This window comes from Nocardia yunnanensis, from assembly GCF_003626895.1.
Taxonomy (GTDB): Bacteria; Actinomycetota; Actinomycetes; order Mycobacteriales; family Mycobacteriaceae; genus Nocardia; species Nocardia yunnanensis.
This window is the reverse complement of the sequence record NZ_CP032568.1, coordinates 2402983-2419826: the sequence shown is the minus strand read 5'-3', so window position 1 is coordinate 2419826 and position 16844 is coordinate 2402983. Positions and strand designations below refer to the sequence as shown.

At 68.7% G+C, this 16844-nt stretch carries 17 protein-coding genes; 11 read left to right on the top strand and 6 right to left on the bottom strand.

Annotated elements, in window-relative coordinates; genetic code table 11:
* Positions 1-3: 3 nt before the first annotated feature.
* Genes D7D52_RS11065 through D7D52_RS11035 form a run of 7 tightly spaced genes read left to right on the top strand, consistent with a single transcriptional unit; the run spans position 4 to position 6880 of the window.
* Complete coding sequence (locus D7D52_RS11065) at positions 4-1032, top strand: MlaD family protein (protein WP_120736236.1); 1029 nt, start codon at positions 4-6, stop codon at positions 1030-1032.
* A complete protein-coding gene (locus tag D7D52_RS11060; RefSeq protein ID WP_120736235.1) occupies positions 1029-2027 on the top strand; it encodes an MlaD family protein in 999 nt (332 codons plus the stop codon). Before D7D52_RS11065 ends, D7D52_RS11060 begins: the two co-directional genes overlap by 4 nt.
* Positions 2015-3034 carry an MlaD family protein gene (locus D7D52_RS11055; RefSeq protein ID WP_120736234.1) on the top strand — a complete coding sequence of 340 codons (1020 nt, stop codon included), beginning with the start codon at positions 2015-2017 and terminating at the stop codon, positions 3032-3034. The genes D7D52_RS11060 and D7D52_RS11055 overlap by 13 nt, the downstream gene beginning before the upstream one ends.
* Positions 3034-4116, top strand: a complete 1083-nt coding sequence (locus D7D52_RS11050) for an MlaD family protein (protein WP_120744000.1) — start codon at positions 3034-3036, stop codon at positions 4114-4116. Before D7D52_RS11055 ends, D7D52_RS11050 begins: the two co-directional genes overlap by 1 nt.
* Complete coding sequence (locus D7D52_RS11045) at positions 4113-5294, top strand: MlaD family protein (protein ID WP_246023787.1); 1182 nt, start codon at positions 4113-4115, stop codon at positions 5292-5294. The genes D7D52_RS11050 and D7D52_RS11045 overlap by 4 nt, the downstream gene beginning before the upstream one ends.
* A complete protein-coding gene (locus D7D52_RS11040) occupies positions 5291-6247 on the top strand; it encodes an MlaD family protein (RefSeq protein ID WP_120736233.1) in 957 nt (318 codons plus the stop codon). Before D7D52_RS11045 ends, D7D52_RS11040 begins: the two co-directional genes overlap by 4 nt.
* Before the next feature lie 24 nt (positions 6248-6271).
* Entirely contained in the window at positions 6272-6880 is a 609-nt protein-coding gene (locus tag D7D52_RS11035) for a hypothetical protein (protein WP_120736232.1), read from the top strand.
* Here D7D52_RS11035 and D7D52_RS11030 read toward each other — a convergent pair.
* The 4 genes from D7D52_RS11030 to D7D52_RS11015 all read right to left on the bottom strand — a co-directional run bounded on the left by D7D52_RS11030 (position 6799) and on the right by D7D52_RS11015 (position 11381).
* The gene (locus tag D7D52_RS11030) at positions 6799-7542 is read right to left on the bottom strand and encodes an SGNH/GDSL hydrolase family protein (RefSeq protein WP_120736231.1); all 744 of its coding nucleotides are present in this window, start codon (positions 7540-7542) and stop codon (positions 6799-6801) included. The genes D7D52_RS11035 and D7D52_RS11030 overlap by 82 nt on opposite strands.
* Positions 7543-7555: 13 nt before the next feature.
* Positions 7556-8971: an MFS transporter gene (locus D7D52_RS11025; RefSeq protein WP_120736230.1), complete on the bottom strand. Its 1416-nt coding sequence runs from the start codon at positions 8969-8971 to the stop codon at positions 7556-7558.
* Positions 8972-9098: 127 nt separating this feature from the next.
* Entirely contained in the window at positions 9099-10685 is a 1587-nt protein-coding gene (locus tag D7D52_RS11020) for a GMC oxidoreductase (RefSeq protein WP_162958276.1), read from the bottom strand.
* A 102-nt stretch (positions 10686-10787) separates the two neighbouring features.
* The gene (locus D7D52_RS11015) at positions 10788-11381 is read right to left on the bottom strand and encodes a YdcF family protein (RefSeq protein WP_162958275.1); all 594 of its coding nucleotides are present in this window, start codon (positions 11379-11381) and stop codon (positions 10788-10790) included.
* A gap of 102 nt (positions 11382-11483) precedes the next feature.
* Here D7D52_RS11015 and D7D52_RS11010 point away from each other — a divergent pair, with 102 nt between their 5' ends.
* Positions 11484-12350, top strand: a complete 867-nt coding sequence (locus D7D52_RS11010) for an LLM class F420-dependent oxidoreductase (protein ID WP_120736228.1) — start codon at positions 11484-11486, stop codon at positions 12348-12350.
* Positions 12351-12424: 74 nt separating this feature from the next.
* Positions 12425-13228, top strand: coding sequence for a nuclear transport factor 2 family protein (locus D7D52_RS11005; protein ID WP_120736227.1), 804 nt, complete (start codon positions 12425-12427; stop codon positions 13226-13228).
* Between the two features lie 9 nt (positions 13229-13237).
* Here the strand turns inward: D7D52_RS11005 and D7D52_RS11000 are convergent, their stop codons facing one another.
* On the bottom strand, positions 13238-13465 hold the full coding sequence (locus D7D52_RS11000) for a hypothetical protein (RefSeq protein WP_120743997.1): 228 nt from the start codon (positions 13463-13465) through the stop codon (positions 13238-13240).
* Between the two features lie 112 nt (positions 13466-13577).
* A complete protein-coding gene (locus D7D52_RS10995) occupies positions 13578-14588 on the bottom strand; it encodes an AraC family transcriptional regulator (protein WP_120743996.1) in 1011 nt (336 codons plus the stop codon).
* A 70-nt stretch (positions 14589-14658) separates the two neighbouring features.
* On the opposite strand from D7D52_RS10995, the gene D7D52_RS10990 reads away from it, so the two are divergent.
* On the top strand, positions 14659-16152 hold the full coding sequence (locus D7D52_RS10990; RefSeq protein ID WP_120736226.1) for a flavin-containing monooxygenase: 1494 nt from the start codon (positions 14659-14661) through the stop codon (positions 16150-16152).
* Between the two features lie 134 nt (positions 16153-16286).
* Positions 16287-16832, top strand: coding sequence for an Rv3235 family protein (locus D7D52_RS37700; protein WP_162958274.1), 546 nt, complete (start codon positions 16287-16289; stop codon positions 16830-16832).
* Positions 16833-16844 lie beyond the last annotated feature (12 nt).

Genomic DNA, 16844 nt, shown 5'->3' with positions numbered 1-16844 from the left:
GGGATGCCGAATTACGGAATGCCGGGTGTGGCCGTCGATCGCAAGCGCGCGATGACGGCCGGCGCGGTCGCGCTGGCGCTGGTGGCCGCCGTGGTGGCGGGCTGGTCGCTGTATTCGTCGCAGCGGAGCGAGGACGGGCTGGCGATCTCGCTGCGCACCGAGCAGATCGGTGACGGCGTGCTGGTCGGCACCGATGTCCGCGCCAATGGCGTGGTGGTCGGCAAGGTCACCGAGATCGCCCCGGATCAGCATGGGACACAGCAGATCTCGCTGCGGCTCGACGATCACAAGCTGTTCGGATTCGACGACAGCCTGCAGATCGATTACGCGCCCGCCAACCTCTTCGGCATCAGCGAGATCGAATTGCGCAGGGGCGCGGGCGGTTCCCCGCTGCGCGCGGGCACGGTGCTGGATTTCACCGGCGCGCACGCCGCCGCGGTCTACGACGCCACCATGGGCTCGATTCTGCGCAGCGCCTCGCAGGTGGGCGGTTCGGTGCTGACCCCGCAGATGGCGTCGGTCATCGCGCAGGCCGCCGCCGACACGCAGGCGTTCACACCGCTGGTGCAGGCCCTGATCACCGCGCAGCGCACCATCACGAACAACCAGAAGATGCCGATGTCGGAGCTGCTGGGCAATCTCGGCCCGGCCTTCGACGGCGGCGGCCGGTTCGCGGGCGCGACCGTGCAGGTGGTGGATCTGATCCGCAGCATGCAGCGCTTGCAGACCGACCGCGCCACCTATGACCGCAAGGTCGCGATCGTGACCGGGCAGCTGCTGCCCGCGCTGGCGAACACCTTCTCGCAGGCCGGAACTCAGCTCTCGGGCACCACCGACATGCTGGTGCCGTTGCTGACCGCGCTGGCGCAGATGGTGCCGCAGCCGCAGCAGTCGGGGGCGGAGTTGCAGCAACTGTTGCAGCGTTTGACCGCGGCCATGCCGGATACCGGGCACGGGCCGGCGCTGAATGTGGAGGTCGATCTGCAGGGCGTTCCGGCCATCGCGGTGCCGCTGCTGGGAGGGGCGCGATGAATGTGAAGGCAGCGGCCTGGCGGCTGGCGTTGTTCGCGGGCGTGATCGTGGTCGTCCTGATGTTGGTGCTCACCGCGATTCAGCGGCCGGTGTCGGGCGAGACCGAGACGCACGACGCGATCTTCACCGACGCCAACGGGTTGAAGGTCGGCGACGACGTGCGCATGTACGGCGTGCAGGTCGGCAAGGTGAAGAAGATCAGCCTCGAGGGGGCGAAGGCGCGGGTGCGGATCGCGGTCAAAACCGATGCGCCCGTGTACGACAACTCGAAACTGGCCATCCGCTACCAGAACCTGACCGGTCAGCGCTACATCGATCTGCAGCAGCAGCCGCAGCCGAGCAATCGGATCGCGGCGGGCGCGCGCATCGGCGAGGACCACACGGTGCCGTCGTTCGATGTGACCCAGCTGTTCAACGGGTTGAAGCCGGTGCTGCAGACCATCTCTCCGGAGGCCATCAACCAGTTCAGCGCCAGCATGGTGGCCTTGATCGAGGGCGACGGCAGCGGTGTCGGGCCGGCGCTGGACGCGATCGGGAAACTGGCGTCCTACGTGGACAATCGGCAGCAGGTGATCTGGACGCTGATCCACAACATGTCGGACCTGTCGGACCGCCTGGGCGGCCGGGTGCACTACCTGGTGCCGCTGTTGAAACAGTTGTCCGACATCTTCGAGGCGTTGCAGCAGAACATCGGCGGCCTGGCGCAGTTCGCCATGACCGCGCCGTCGGTGCTGCGGCCCATCGACAACCTGCTGAATTCGCTGGGCATCGACAGCGGTTCGGATGTCGACGCGCTGATTCGCCGGATCTTCCCCGATGCCAAGGAGGCGGTGGACGCCTTCAGCCGCCTGCCCGCGGTGCTGGGCGCGGCCGATGTGTCGCTGCCGACGAGTCCGACGGGCTGGAAACCGGTGTGCAGCAAGGGCGCCGCCGATCTGCCCGCCGTGGTCAAGGTGCTCGTCTCGGGACAGCAGGTGGCGATATGCAACGGATGAGACTGCCCCGCTTCCTGAAGCGCGACGATCGCGTGGTCGACGACGCGACCAAGCAGAAGCGGCAGCTGCGCCAGGGCATTATCGGCGCGATCGTGGTGGTGCTGGGTTTGGCCGCCGCGGGGACGCTGTACGTGGTGCCGTTCGGCAAGCACACCTACACCGCCGAACTGTCGGAGGCGCAGTCGGTGAAGGCGGGCGACGACGTGCGCATCGCCGGCATCTCCGTCGGCGAGGTGAAATCCCTGGAGCTGAAGCCGGACAAGGTCGTCATGCGCTTCACCGTGGATTCCGATGTGTTCCTGGGTGATCAGACCTCCCTGGACATCCGCATGCTGACCATCGTCGGCGGCCACTATGTGGCGGTGTTCCCCGCCGGATCCAAACCCCTTGGCTCCGCGGCGATTCCGGCCGACCGGGTGCGGCTGCCCTACAGCCTGGTGGAGACCTTCCAGGACGCGGCCACCCCGCTGGCCAAGATCGACGGCTCGACGCTCAACCAGAACCTGGCGGCGCTGGGCAATTCCATCGACGGCGCGCCCGACAGCCTGCGCACCACGCTGCAGACGGTCAGCACCTATGTGGACGCCCTCGACCGGCAGCGCAGCCAGGTGTCGAACGCGGTCGCGGTGGCCGACGAGTACGTGCGCATGTACGACGGCGCGAAGTCCGATCTGGGCCGGCTCATGGACAATGCCAACCTGCTGGTCACCGTGCTCGACGACAAGCACACCGAAATGGCGGAGGCGATCCGGCTGCTCAGCGACATCCTGGGCCGTCTCGGCGGCGCGGAGCCCACCTGGTCGGATCTGAAGCCCAAGCTGACCGATGCCATCACCGAGCTCGAGCAGCTTGGGCAGAAGTTCGCGCCGACCCTGTCCGCCGCGCAGGACCTGCAAAAGAAGCTGTCGGACTTGGTGATTCCCGACGGCGGCGTGCGGGTCGATCAGTCGGGGCAGACCGTGACCCTGCCGCAGGTGTGCGTTCCGCTGCCGGGGAAGGACTGCTGATGCTCAAGCGGATGCTCGGTTCGCAGGCGTTCATGTCGGTCGCCGGCGCGGTGCTGATCGTGGTGCTCGCGGTGGTCGGCTACTTCGTCTGGTTCGACCCGATGAAGAAGACCGTCGCGTATTGCGCGATCATGCCCGACGCGGTCGGGCTGTACGCGGGCAACAAGGTGACCATGCGCGGGATCCCGGTCGGCACCGTCGATTCCATCGACTCCGACGGCACCAAGGTCAAGGTGAAGTTCACCGTCGACGCGAAATATCCGGTGTACGCGGACGCCGCCGCCACCACGGTGTCGGATTCCATTGTCGCCGACCGCAATCTGGCCGTCCTCAACAGTGGCAAGCAGCTGGCGCACTGGGATTCGTCGCAGTGCATCACGAAATCGCTGACCCCCAAGAGCATTACCGAAACCCTGACCGCACTGGCGGACCTGTCCTCGCAGTTGCAGCGGGCGCAGGCCCCGGATGCGCTGGCGCACGGCCTGTCCGCGCTGGACGCGGGCACCCAGGGCGCGGGCCCGCAGATCAACGAGATCGTCAAGAAGCTGGGTTCGGCGCTGTCGCAACCGGATGCCGACATCGGGCATCTGGCGGGCATCTTCGACGCCTTCGCCTCGGTCGGTGAGAAGGTCGAGAACCACTGGGGGGACCTGCGTTCGATGCTGCTGCGCCTGGGCCCGGCTTTGAACAACGCCACCACCGAATTGATCGGTCCCGGAGCACAACTCATCGACCGCCTGGGTGAGGTGCTGCCCATGCTCAACGATCTGGTCACCCTCGCCGGCGACCCGATCATGAAGGCCCTCGACGACACGCTGCCGCTGGTGCGGCTGCTGCGCGCCAATGTCGGCTCCCTCTCGGAGGTCGTGCGGAAACTGCCCGTGCTGACCAACGCCGCCCAGAACATCATGGCCAACGGCATCACCTACGGCTCGCCCCGCGCGGCGCTCCCGGCCCCGCAGGCCGACCAGGTGTGCGCGGCCGTCAACGCCGCATCCCCCGGCGCGTGCACCGACGCCGCCAACGGTTTGGTGACCGTGCCACTGGTCCCGCTGGTGCTCGGAATGGCAGGTGCGCGATGAGAATCGGACGCTGGGACATCTCCGTCGACGTGCGATCCCCCCGTCATCCCGGCGTGTTCTTGGCCGGGATCCACTCCACCGCTGTGGATTCCGGCCAAAAGCGCGCCGGAATGACGAGGCGGGGCTCACGCGGAGTCCGGCGGGTCGGGTGCGCGGTGCTGGTGGCCGGGCTCTTGGCCGGGGCGGGCGGTTGCGCTTTCGACCCGTCGTCGGTGCCGGTGCCCGGGACCACGATCTCCGGTCCGACGTACCGCGTTCACATCGAGTTCGGCAATGTGCTGAACCTGCCCGCCAAGGCGAAGGTCATCGCCAATGGCGCGCAGGTGGGCACGGTCGACGGGGTGCACGTGGTGGAGGCGGCGCACGCGGGCGGCCGCGGCGGGTATGTCGTTGTGGACGCGGACATTTCGGCCAAGGTGCAGTTGCCGGTCACCACGGTGGCGGAGCTGCGGCAGAACACGGTGCTCGGTGACATCCATCTGGCGCTGACCACGCCGCCCGACGGTTTCGGTGCGCTGCTGAAGGACGGCGGGACCATCACCCAGGACCACACCCGGCCGCCGGCCCAGCTCGAGGACACCATGGCCGCGCTGGCCGCCTTCACCCAGGGCGGGGCGGTGAATCAGTTGCAGGACATCATCAACCGGTTCAACGCGGTGCTGCCGCAGGATCCGAACGAGACCAAGCGGATCGCGCAGAACGCGGCCGGCAATGCCGTCGATCTGGCGGCCAATCTGGACCAGGTGGACAAGCTGCTCAACGGCCTGGGCGTCAACGCGCAGGTGCTGCACGATCGCGCGGACTTCCTGGACCACCAGCTCAGCCAGGAATCGGTGGACGCCATGACCGGGGTCACCGACTCCATCAAGGGCGTCACCCAGATCTTCGCGGCGCTCGGGCAGCTCGGGCAGTCGCTGGTGTGGCTGGCGCCGCTGGCGGGCGCCCTCGATCCGGTGACGCAAGCCTTTGCGCCGCTGGCCCTTTCGGGCCGGCCGCTCGACCTGTCGCAACTGTCGAATCTGTCGGCGCTGGTGACGCTGTTGCGCGACAAGCTGATTCCGTTCGTGGAGAACGGGCCGAAGGTGAACATCACCGGCGTGCGGACCGACGCGGTCCCGCGCGACGACCAGGTCACCACCGTGCTGGCCGGCCTGCGCATGATCGGAGCGGTGCGATGAAGTGGGGTTCGCTGGCGTCGCTGGGCGGCATCGGGGTCGTCACCGTGGTGGGCGCGGCCTACCTGACCTTCGGTGTGGTGCGGGCGGATCCGTTCGCGCACTACACCGACGCCTCCATGGTGATGCCGAATTCCGGTGGCCTGAGCGTGGGTTCGCCGATCCTGCTCACCGGCATGAAGGTCGGCAAGGTCACCGCGGTGGATTCGACCGCGCGCGGCGTGGAGGTCGCCTTCCGCATCGACGGCGACCGCAAACTGCCCACCGACAGCGATATCACCATCGAGCAGCTCTCCGCGCTGGGCGAGCCGTACGTGGAGTTCCGGCCCAAGACCGCGGGCGGACCCTACCTGCGCGACGGGCAGCGCCTCGACACCGCCGCGATCAAGTCGCCGCTGTCGATTCCGGAGGTGTCACGGCTGGTCAACAAGGTCATGAACCAGCTCGATCCGAAGGTCGCCGCCTCCCTGGCCGCGACGCTCGGCACCGCCTTCCACGACACCGATTCGTCCATGCCCAACCTGACCCGTGCGGGTGATCTGCTGGCCCAAGCGATTATGAGCCGCGAACCCAAGATCGCTCAGCTACTCAACAGCTTCCAGGCGGCGGCGTCCAATATCGGAGGTATGGGGGAGGCCACCGCGATGGCGGCGCCGGCGTTCGTGCAGTTCGAGCAGTCGCTCGAGGAGCTCATCAATGCCGTCGGTAGACTCGTGGATCGGGCCCCGGGCCCGGAGGCCTACGTCTCCGGCAATGGCCTGGCGCCCTTCCTGTCCAGGCTGAGCGACTGGCTCCAGCAGGCCGGACCCGAAGTGAAGACCCTCGCGCCCCAGTTGCAGCCGCTCGTCGACGCGGGTCGCGCGGCCGGGTCGCAAGTCAATATCAGCAGCTTGATCTCGCAGGCGCTCGCGTCCACCGGTGACGGTGCCGTGCGTGTGCGAGTCGACGTGAAATAGCAGTACCAGCAAGGAGGAGACCCCATGTCTCAGGACACCGAACCGAACCGGCCGGTCGACCCGGAGACCACCGCTGTCTCCACGGAGCCGACGGCCGCCCCGGCGGCCGGCACGACGGTGTCGATCAAGCTCTCGACCCTGCTGACCGCCGCCGCGGGCGTACTGCTGATCGCCGCGCTGGTGTGGGTCACCGTGCTGTGGCAGTCCGCCCGCGGCGACCTGTCCGCCCGCGACGATCAGGCGGCCGCCGACAAGCACGCGGCCCAGGTGGCCTCCGACTACGCCATGGGCGCGGCCAATCTCAACTACGCCGACTTCAACGCCTGGACCGCGCGCCTGAAGGCCGGTACCACCCCGGCGCTGGCCGCCAAGTTCGATGCCACCTCCGCGAAACTGCAGGAGATCCTGGTCCCGCTGAAGTGGACCTCGAGCCCGACCCTGCTCAGCTCCCAGGTGCTCGGCCACGACAACGGGGTCTACAAGGTCAACGTCTATCTCAACGTCAATTCGACCAACGCCCAGAACCCCGACGGCGTCATGACCACCATCTACTACACCGTCAGCGTCGATCCCAAGAGCGACTGGAAGGTCACCGACGTCGGCGGCATCGACCTCCCGCTGCCCAAGCAGTAACCGCCCAGCCGGTAGGCCAGGTGCCGCACCACCTCGGTGGCCAGTGCCGCCTGACCGGAGGTGGAGAAGTGGATGCGGTCCGCGCTCAACAGCTGCGGCCGGTCGTTGAGCGGATGGTCCCAGACGTCGACGACGACCGCGCCGTGGTCCGCGGCGAGGCGGCGGGTGAGATCGTTCATTCGCCGAATCCGCTTGTCCCAGTCCGGGATCGACGGCATCACGAACGCCCGGCCCAGCGTGAAGACGGTCAGTAGCGCACGGGTGCCGGCCGCCCGGTCGTAGAGGCGGCGCAGCGTCTGCTCGATCTCGTCGAAATCGGGCTGCCGCCGCATGATCTCGTTCGGGCCCGACGGCAGGTGCAGCAGGTCGGGTTCGAACTCGTCCATCCGGTCGCACTGCTCGGCCAGCGTCCGGGCCGCGGTGGCCCCGATGTCGGCCGTATTGAGGTACCGCACTGTGGGATTCGCCCGGCGCAGCACCGCGGCGACCCGATCGGCCCAGCCGAGATTCGCGTAACCCGGTGTCGGATCGCCGATTCCGGCCGACAGGCTGTCGCCGAGGACGCCGAACCGGCGCCAGGGCGCGTCGAAAAGCAGGGCGGCGCAGGTCAGTTCGGACAGGCATAGCGGATCGCTCTGCTCCGTCATGGCGGTTGCTCGCATGGTCGATGTCCTTTCAGGCCCGGCGGGACCGGGGTGTGATGCCGAAAGCCGTTGCCGTGGCCGCCAAGGCGACGAGGGCGATGAAGATCCAGCCGTGCCGGAAGGCGCTCAGCAGGCCCGTGGCGGGGGTGTCGAGCGAACCCAGCAGGGCGACCAGCACGCCGACACCGAGCACATAGCCGAGCTGGCGGGCGGTGTTCACCACGGCGCTGCCGGTGGCCGACTGATCCGGGGGCAGGTCGACGGCGGCCGCGGCGATCATGCTGGGCAGCGCCAGGCCGATGCCCACCCCGGAGATCAGCCAGCCCGGCAGGACCTCGGTGGCGTAGTGCACCGGCGTGGACGCGGTGGCCAGCACCAGGACCACGCCGCCGGCGAACAGCAGATTGCCCAGGGCGACAACGATTCCCACCGGCCTGCGCTTCAGCAGCCGCTGGCTCACGGCGGCGAAGACCGGCACCATCAGCGGACCCGGGACGATGGCCAGGCCCGTGGCCAGGGTGCCGAAGCGGGCCACGTTCTCCAGCCACAGCGCGATGCTGAGGAACCACGCGCCGAACGCGGCGCAGAACGCCAGCACGGTCGCATTGGCCCACACGAACGTCGGCACCCGGAACAGCGCCGGCGACACCACCGGATTCGGATGCCGCAGCATCCGTGCCACGAATGCCGCCACCCCGAGCACCGCGACGGCCAGCGCGGCCAGGGTCGCGCCACCCGTCCAGCCCCAGTCGCTGCTCTTCACCAGGCCCAGTGACAGCGCCCCGATCGCCCCGACCAGCAGCAGCACCCCGAGCGGATCGGGCATGCGGACCGGAATCCGTTGCGGCAGATCGGGTACCAGGCGCAGCGCCGCGATCCCGGCGGCCACGCCCACCGGCATATTGATCAGAAACACCCAGCGCCAGGATGCCTCGACCAGCGCGCCGCCCACCACCGGGCCGAACGCCGCTGCGAAGGAACTGGTGGTGGCCCAGATCTTCACCGCGCCCGGCACCCGCGCCGCCGGCAGCACGGTGAGCAGCAGGCCCAGGCTCGCCGGGGTGAGTGCGGCCGCGCCGACCGCCTGCAGGACTCGGAACGCCACCAGCGCCCACAGGGTGGGCGCGGCCGCGCAGGCCACGCTGGCCAGCGTGAAAACGCCGAGGCCGGTTAGGAATCCGGCCCGGCGTCCGACCCGGTCCGAGAAGCGGCCCGCCGGAATCAGCAGGGCCGCGTACACGATCGCGTAGGCGTTGAGCACCCAGCTCACATCCGCCAGCGGCGAACCACGGTAGGACTCACCGATTTTCGTGAACGCGACGTTCACGACGAACACGTCGAGCATGGCCATGAACGCGGCCGAGCACAGGATCCAGACGATCGCCGTCGAGTGATCTCGTGTCGCCGGGGTCGTGGTCACGGCTCGTTCGGTTGCTGCGCCATCCATCAGGCACCCCTTCCATCCGATAAAACAATACGGTCGCCCGTATGTAAATCACAAGGGCATGTGGATAGCGGGAATTCGACAGGTGAACGACTGCGCGCCGGCGACTACGGCGCCTGGAACGGCCGTGTCAGCGGCGCAGTGCGTCGGCCAGGCGGATGGCGAGGGCGACGATGGTGAGGGTCGGGTTGGCGTGGCCGTTGGTGGGGAAGACCGAGCTGCCGGCGAGGTAGAGGTTGGTCATGCCGTGGACGCGGCAGTCGGCGTCGACGACGCCGGTGCGCGCGTCGGCGGACATGCGGGTGGCGCCGGTGGGGTGGGCCCAGTCGGTGAGTTGAGCTGGGGCGGTGCTGGTTTCACGCACCCAGGCGTCCAGGGCGGGCGGGGTATGGCCGAGACGGGCGAACTCGCCCGCGACCATGGCGGCGGCCCGGCGGACGGTGCGATCCTCCTGATCGGAGACCTTCCAGTCGATGCGCGCTCGGTGCATGCCGAGGTGATCGAGCCTGTCGCTCAGGGTGATTCGGCTCGCGGGATCGGGGGTCTGCTCGACCATGCAGCGCAACTCGACGTGTTCGAGCTTGCGCGGCAGGCCGGTGTGGTCGATGAGGCGACGTTTCGCGCCGGACAGCAGCAGGCCGGGGTGGCTGGCCACGGTGCGCGCGTCGTGCATGGTCACATGCCCGCGCAGCAGGTTCTTCACCGATTCCCACGGGTCGTCCTCGGACGGCACCTCCTGAATCCACAGGGCGCAGTTGAGCAATCCCTCGTCGGCCTGGATTTCCGGGGACAGCGCCAGCCCGTGCAGAAAGGTGTGTTTTCCGCCGCGGGTTTTCACCACGTATTTGCCGAAACGGTCGCGCAAACCCGCGGAGGTGTGCGGATCCAGGGCGCCGACCACCCCGCAACGGTGATCGAGCAGGAATCGCCCGACGGTATCGTGACGATTGCCGACCCCGGCGCGGACAATGCGATTCGAGGCCAACAGCAGCCGCGCGTTCTCGATTCCCCCGGCCGCCAGCACAATTCGCCGCGCGCGCACGACGCGTTCGTTTCCGTCGGCATCCAGAATTCGCAATGCCTCGACGCGGACGCCCTCGGGATCGGTATCGATATGGGACACCGTGGCATGCAGGAGAATTCGCACATTGTCCGCCGAGATGTCCGCCGCGTGCGCGCCGAATCGCTTGGAATCGAACGGATCCGCGGGATCTTTGCTGATCTGCCAGAAATAGGGACGCAGCCACCGCCGGTCCAGCTCCGGCCGCGGCGGCGTGCGATCGGCCAGCTCCCAGAACCGGTCCCCGGTGAAGCCGGCCCCGTAGCCCAGCCCCAGATACTCCGCCGCCCGCTCCCAATACGGCTCGACCTCGGCGAATCCGATCGGCCAGCCGGAGAACGGAACCCAGGACCGGGTCGCGAAATCCAGTTCGTCCAGCGGTGCGCAGCGCCCGCTCCAGGTGTGCGAACTGCCGCCGAGAATCCGATTGCGCGCATTCCGATACGGCTGCGCCCGGGCGGCGCCGACATTCTCCACATCGTCGAGTTCGTCGCTCTCGGGCGTGAGTTCCAAACCGCCGCTCTCGAGCACCAGCACGCGCAGCGCACTGCCCGCGAGTTCGGTGGCGATGGTCAGCCCCGCCGGACCGGACCCGATAACGCAGACATCGGCCGTGAGATCGGTGTCCCGGACCGCGCGCAGGTCAGCGATACGCATCGAATTACCTCTCCCACCCGCATCCACCCCCGAGACGGACGCGCTCCCTGTGCCCGGACTCATCGTAACCGCTCAATTGCGCGGCCGGGGCGCATCTTTCGCTCAGCAGCCACGCTGCAGGAACGCGCGCACATAACCCGCCGACTGCCGGACATACATCCACGACCAGAACGCCAGACCCGAATCACTGGGGCTGGCGATCATCGTGATCTGGCCGTGGAAACACCGTTCCACGATGTAGCGGGCGCGCGACACGTGCGGGGTGTAGGTCACCACGATGATGTGCCGCCAGTGCTCGGCGGCGGCGCGGCGCGCGATCTCCTCGGCCTCGCCCTGGGTGGTCCAGGGATCGGGCACGAAACAGGAGACGGTGAAGCTGAATCCGCCGTCGCAGTAGCGGTTCATGGCCGCGTCGTTCTGACCGGTGGACCGCGAGATCAGCAGTTCCGGCGCGTAACCCTGCTGCGCCAGCCGCAGACCCAGGTCGTAGCGCGCGTAGGCGGTGCCGCCCAGCACCACGATGGCGTCGGCCGGGCGCAGCGGATCGACCTGCGGGTGCACGTACACCGGCAGCCCGGCGAACGCGAGCCCGACGATCAGCGCCACCACGACGGCGGCCGCCGCGAAGACCTTCCGGAGCGCAGGCACGCCTTCGACGGTACCGACACCGGCGCGCCGACACCGATCGCGAACCACCCGTCCCGGCCCCGTCGGATCGGGCAGACTGTAGGGCAGCCGACCAGGACGTAAAACCCAGGCACGCAACACGTGTCATCCACCACGACGGAGGAGTCCGGCATGGAGCTGGGGCTGCACTACTGGAACTATTCGACACCCGCCGAGCCCGAGCGGATCGCGCCCACCCTGGCGCACACCGCCCGCATCGCCGAACAGGCGGGCTTCACGCAGTTCACGGTCATGGACCACTACTTCCAGATGGAGCAGGCGGGCCGCTACGACGAACCCATGCTGGAGGGCTACACCACCCTCGGCTACGTGGCCGCGCTGACCGAGCGCCTGCGGCTGGGTCTGCTGGTGACCGGGGTGATGTACCGCTATCCCGGCCTGCTGGCCAAGATCGTCACCACCCTGGACGTGCTCTCGGGCGGGCGCGCCGAGCTGGGCATCGGCGCGTCCTGGTACGAACGGGAGCAGCGGGCCCTCGGCGTACCGGTCGTCCCGATGGCCGAACGCTTCGAGCGGCTCGAGGAGACGCTGCAGATCTGCCTGCAGATGTGGGGTCCCGACAACGGCCCCTACAAGGGCGAGCACTACCAGCTGGCCGAGACCGTCTGCGTGCCCGCGCCGCTGACCCGCCCGCATCCGCCCATCCTGATCGGCGGCGGCGGGGAGAAGAAGACGCTGCTGCTGGTGGCGCGCTACGCGGACGCGTGCAATCTGTTCGCGAGCTCGGTCGAGGACATCACCCGCAAGCTCGAGGTGCTGCGCGCGCACTGCGAGGCCGAGCGGCGCGACTTCGACGCCATCCGCAAGACCGCGCTCTATGTGCCGCCGGCGCTGACCGATCCGGAGCAGGTGCTGCGCGATGCCGAGCGGTATCGCGCGCTGGGCATCAGCCAGCTGGATTTCATGCCCGACCGCGATCCGGTCGCTTACACAACCGAATTCGCCGAGCGGCTGCTGCCCGGGTTGACCGCCGTCTGATCTCGTCGAAGCGGTGTGGGGATTCCGGGTGTTCGGTATCATCGCGCGCGCTTGCTCACCACCTGGAGGACACCGTGCCCGCGAATCCCACCGCCGCCGCACTACTGGCGACCGTCGAAGCCTCACCGACGGCGGTCGGCGCGCACGACAAGGCCGCCTGGGTGGGCCTTTTCGCGGACGACGGCAGCGTCGAGGACCCGGTCGGCTCGCGCCCGCACGTCGGGCGCGCGGCCATCGAACGCTTCTACGACACCTTCATCGGGCCCAACGGTATCGTGTTCGACGTGCACCACGACGTGGTGTGCGGCAACACCGTATTCCGTGATCTGACCATCGCCACCACCATGTCGACCGGGGTCACCCTGCACGTGCCCATGCACCTGCGCTACGACCTCACCGAGGTGGACGGGGAGCTGAAAATCCGTGCCCTGCGCGCACATTGGGAACTCGCGGGCATGATCGGCCAGCTGCTGGGCTCCGGCGTCCAGGGCCTGCTCGCGGGTGCGAAGCTGGGCCCGCAGCTGCTGGGCAATCAGGGTGTCGGGGGCGCGATCGGTTTCCTGTCCGGACTGCGCGGGGTCGGGAAGCCGGGCAAGCGGGCCGCCGGGCAGCTGCTGGACGCGCTGGGCGACGGCGACGCCGCCGCGGCGCGGCCGGCGCTGGTTTCGGTGCCGCGCCTGGAGTGGGGCACCGACGGCGGGATGTCGCTGGAGGACTTCGCGACTCGGGTGAAGGGGCTGCGCTGGAGCAAGACGATCGCCGCCGGGCGCTCGGTCACCGCGACGGTCGAGACCCGTCAGGGCCGCGGCATCGCCGAACTGGACTTCACCGCGGGGCTGCGCGTCGAATCCGCGCGAATCTTCGTGCGGGCCGGGTGATTTCCGGCCCTAGTCGCGGCTGCCGATGATCTCGGCGAGCGGATTGTCGCCGCTGAACGTGGTGCCCCCGGCCGCGCCGACCACCTTGCCGTGCACGCTGATCAGCCACTGACCGCACACACAGCGCAGATACTGCACACCGCGGTGTGAGGACACGGCCGTCGGTGAGGGCCAAGCGCAGGACGGGCATTCGGCGATCATCAGCACATACTGCTGCGCGGGCCGCCGGTTGACCATGATCGACACGCGGCGAACCGCAAATTGATCGCGCGTTCTGAGCGACTCGCCGTGCGTGATTTGCCAATGGACGCAGAAGAACTCAGTGCGCGTTCAGTGAAACACGTGGACTTCAGCCTGCTTTGCCGCGGCGCACCGCGGTAGGCGTGGCGCCCCACCACCGTTGGCAGCAGCGGGTGAACACCGACTGCTCCGACAGCCCGATCAACGAGGCCACCTGGCTCATCGGCATATCGGTGGTGGTCAGGTAGCGGCGGGCCTCGTCGCGGCGCACCTCGTCCAGAATGGCGGCGAAGCCGGTGCCCTCGGCGGCCAGCCGTCGCTGCAGGGTGCGCGGATGAACGGTGAGCAGCCGTGCCACGGCGTCGATTTCGGGTGCGGTGGTGCCCAGCAGCTTCTGCAACGTGGTGCGCACCCGCGGGGCGATGGCCGCGGCCGCGTCACCCGACTGCTCCGCCAAAAAGGCCATGGCCAGCCGGTGCAGGTTCTCGTCGCCGCCCGAGAGCGGCCGGTTGGCCAGGCTGCTCGGCGCGCGCAGCAGCGCGGCCGGCCGCTCGATTCGCACTGGGGCGCCGAAGAATTCCTCGTAGGCCCGGATCGGGGCCGGGGGCCGGTAGGGCAGTTCCACCGAGCGCAGCCCGTAGCGGTCCCCGGTGAGGCGCGCGATCGTCCGGTGTACGAAGGCCAATCCCAGATCGGTGCCCTGCACCGGGGTGGGCAGGCCGGGGGCGGTGACGCCGTAGCGCAGCGCGATGACGCCGCGATCGCCGTACGGGTCGGGTTCCATGGTCAGGCTCAGCGAACGGGCGTGCACGAACAGGTAGCGCGAGGTGCACTCCAGCACCGCCCGCAGGCTGGTCGCGTTGCGAATGGCCAGCGCGAGCGGGCCGAGCATGTCGAGGTCTTGGCGGTGGGCCATGCGCAGGCCCAGATCCGGGCAGTCCAGCCGGTGTGCCGCCAGCTCCAGCACCGCGCCGACGGCCTGGTCGGGGACCAGCAGATCGTCGGTGTCGAGGGCGGCCACGGGCAGGCCGCAGGCCGCCACCAGCTCCTCGGCGTCACCGCCGAGTTCGGCTACGGTGGCCCGGAACCCCCGCAATCCCGCCGATCTGATCACCGACATGTCGTTCAGCATCAAATACTTGTCGCGCAGAGTCAAGAAACCCGATGGCGGGCCCCACAGACTGGAAGCCATGAACGTCGCGCAATCACCCGCCGAACACCTCGACGTCGTCATCGTCGGAGCCGGGCTCTCCGGCATCGGCGCGGCGTACCGCCTGCAGACCGAGCGACCCGGCCACAGTTACGCCATCCTCGAGGCGCGCGACAGCCTCGGCGGTACCTGGGATCTGTTCCGCTATCCCGGCATTCGCTCCGACAGCGACATGTTCACCCTCGGCTACCCGTTCAAGCCCTGGCGCGACGCGCAGTCCATCGCCGACGGGCCCTCCATCCTGCGCTACATCACCGAGACCGCTGCCGAGCACGGCATCGATCGGCACATTCGCTTCGGCACCAAAGTCGTTGGCGCGGAATGGGACAGCGGCCGGTCGCGGTGGACGCTGACGCTCGAGCACCGGACCGCCGCCGGCGTCGAACGCGACACGCTCACCTGCGGATTCCTCTACTCCTGCTCGGGCTACTACAACTACGACCAGGGCCACTCGCCGGAGTTCCCGGGCCTGGACGAGTTCACCGGCACGGTGGTGCACCCCCAGTTCTGGCCCGAGGATCTGGATTACACCGGTAAGAAGGTGGTGGTCATCGGCAGTGGCGCGACCGCGGTCACCCTGGTTCCGGCCATGGCCGAGCAGGCCGAACTGGTGACCATGCTGCAGCGCAGCCCCACCTGGATCTCCGCGGTCCCCGGCCGCGACAAGATCGCCGACCGGATTCGCGAACTGCTGCCGCCGGATCTGGCGCACCGGATCATCCGGACCAAGAACATCCTGTTCAACATCGGCTTCTACCAGTACTGCCGGCGGCGGCCCGAGGCCGCGCGCAAACTGCTGACCGGGCTCACCACGCGAATCCTGAAGGACGAGAGCCTGGTTGCCGAGCACTTCACCCCGGACTACAACCCATGGGATCAGCGCCTGTGCGCGGTGCCCAACGCCGACTTCTTCAAGGCCATGCGCAAGGGCAAGGCGCAGGTGGTCACCGACCACATCGAAACCTTTGTGCCCGAGGGCATCCGGCTGAAGTCCGGCAAGGTGCTCGAGGCCGATGTCGTGATCACCGCGACCGGGCTGCAGCTGCTCGCCTTCGGCGGCATCGACCTGGTGGTCGACGGTGCGCCGGTGAATCTGTCCGAGCAGTTCGTCTGGCAGGGCACCATGCTCACCGGCGTCCCCAATTTCGCGGTGTGCATCGGCTACACCAATGCCTCCTGGACGCTGCGCGCCGACCTCACCTCCCGGTTGGTCTGCAAGGTGCTCGGCTACATGGAGCGCAACGGCTACGCCGCGGTCGTGCCCCAGCCGCAGCGCACCCTGCAGGAACGCCCCCTGCTCGACCTCGCCTCCGGCTACATTCAGCGCTCGATCGGCGAGTTCCCCCGCCAGGGCGACCGTCACCCCTGGCAGGTCCGCCAGAACTACCTCCTCGACACCGCCACCACACTGCGCACCGATCTGAGCAAGACACTGCGCCCGGTGGAGACCGCGAAGACGCTCCAGCGCGTGTGACGCGGACCGAGCCCGGGGTGCGAACTTCGGGTCTCGGCCGCGAGGCGGCTCCGCGCGCGCCATGCTGATACCCGGAATCCATGCGGGCCAGGTGGATTCCGCCGGAACGGCGGTATGGACGAGGGGAGTGCCGGGTGACCGAGGGTGGACTGCTGCTGCCCGCAACGCAATTCGAGCCGCCGTTGCGGGCCTGCCCGCCACGACAGGCCCGGAGAGCGCCGGAAAGGCCGCGCTGCCGCAATGGATCGGCGCGCGGCCGCCTGCCTTCCGTGGCCGCGTCCCGATCGGCCGGTCCGGCCGGACTGCGCCGGGTATTGCGGTCTTCGCACGCTGTGAAAATCCGGGAGAGTGACGAGCGCGACACTGCGGCAAGGGAATTCGCCGGAAAGGCTTTACGGGTGGCCATGGAGGTGCTCGACGGGCGGCGGCCGGCGGGGCAACTGGGTCCGCTGGCGGAACCGGCGGTGGTGGCTGCGGTGCGGACCCTGGCCGGGGCGCGCCGGCTACCCGGTCGCGAGCTCGGCAGCGCCACTCTCACCAGGGTGGATGTGATCATCGCCGAGCCCGGCAAGGCCGAAGTGTGCGCCGGTTACGACCGCGGCGCCCGGCATTTCGCGCTGGCCGCCCGCATTGTGCGCGGTCGGTCCGGGTGGCGGTTGGCCGCATTCCGGGTGTTCTGAAGACCGTCCGGC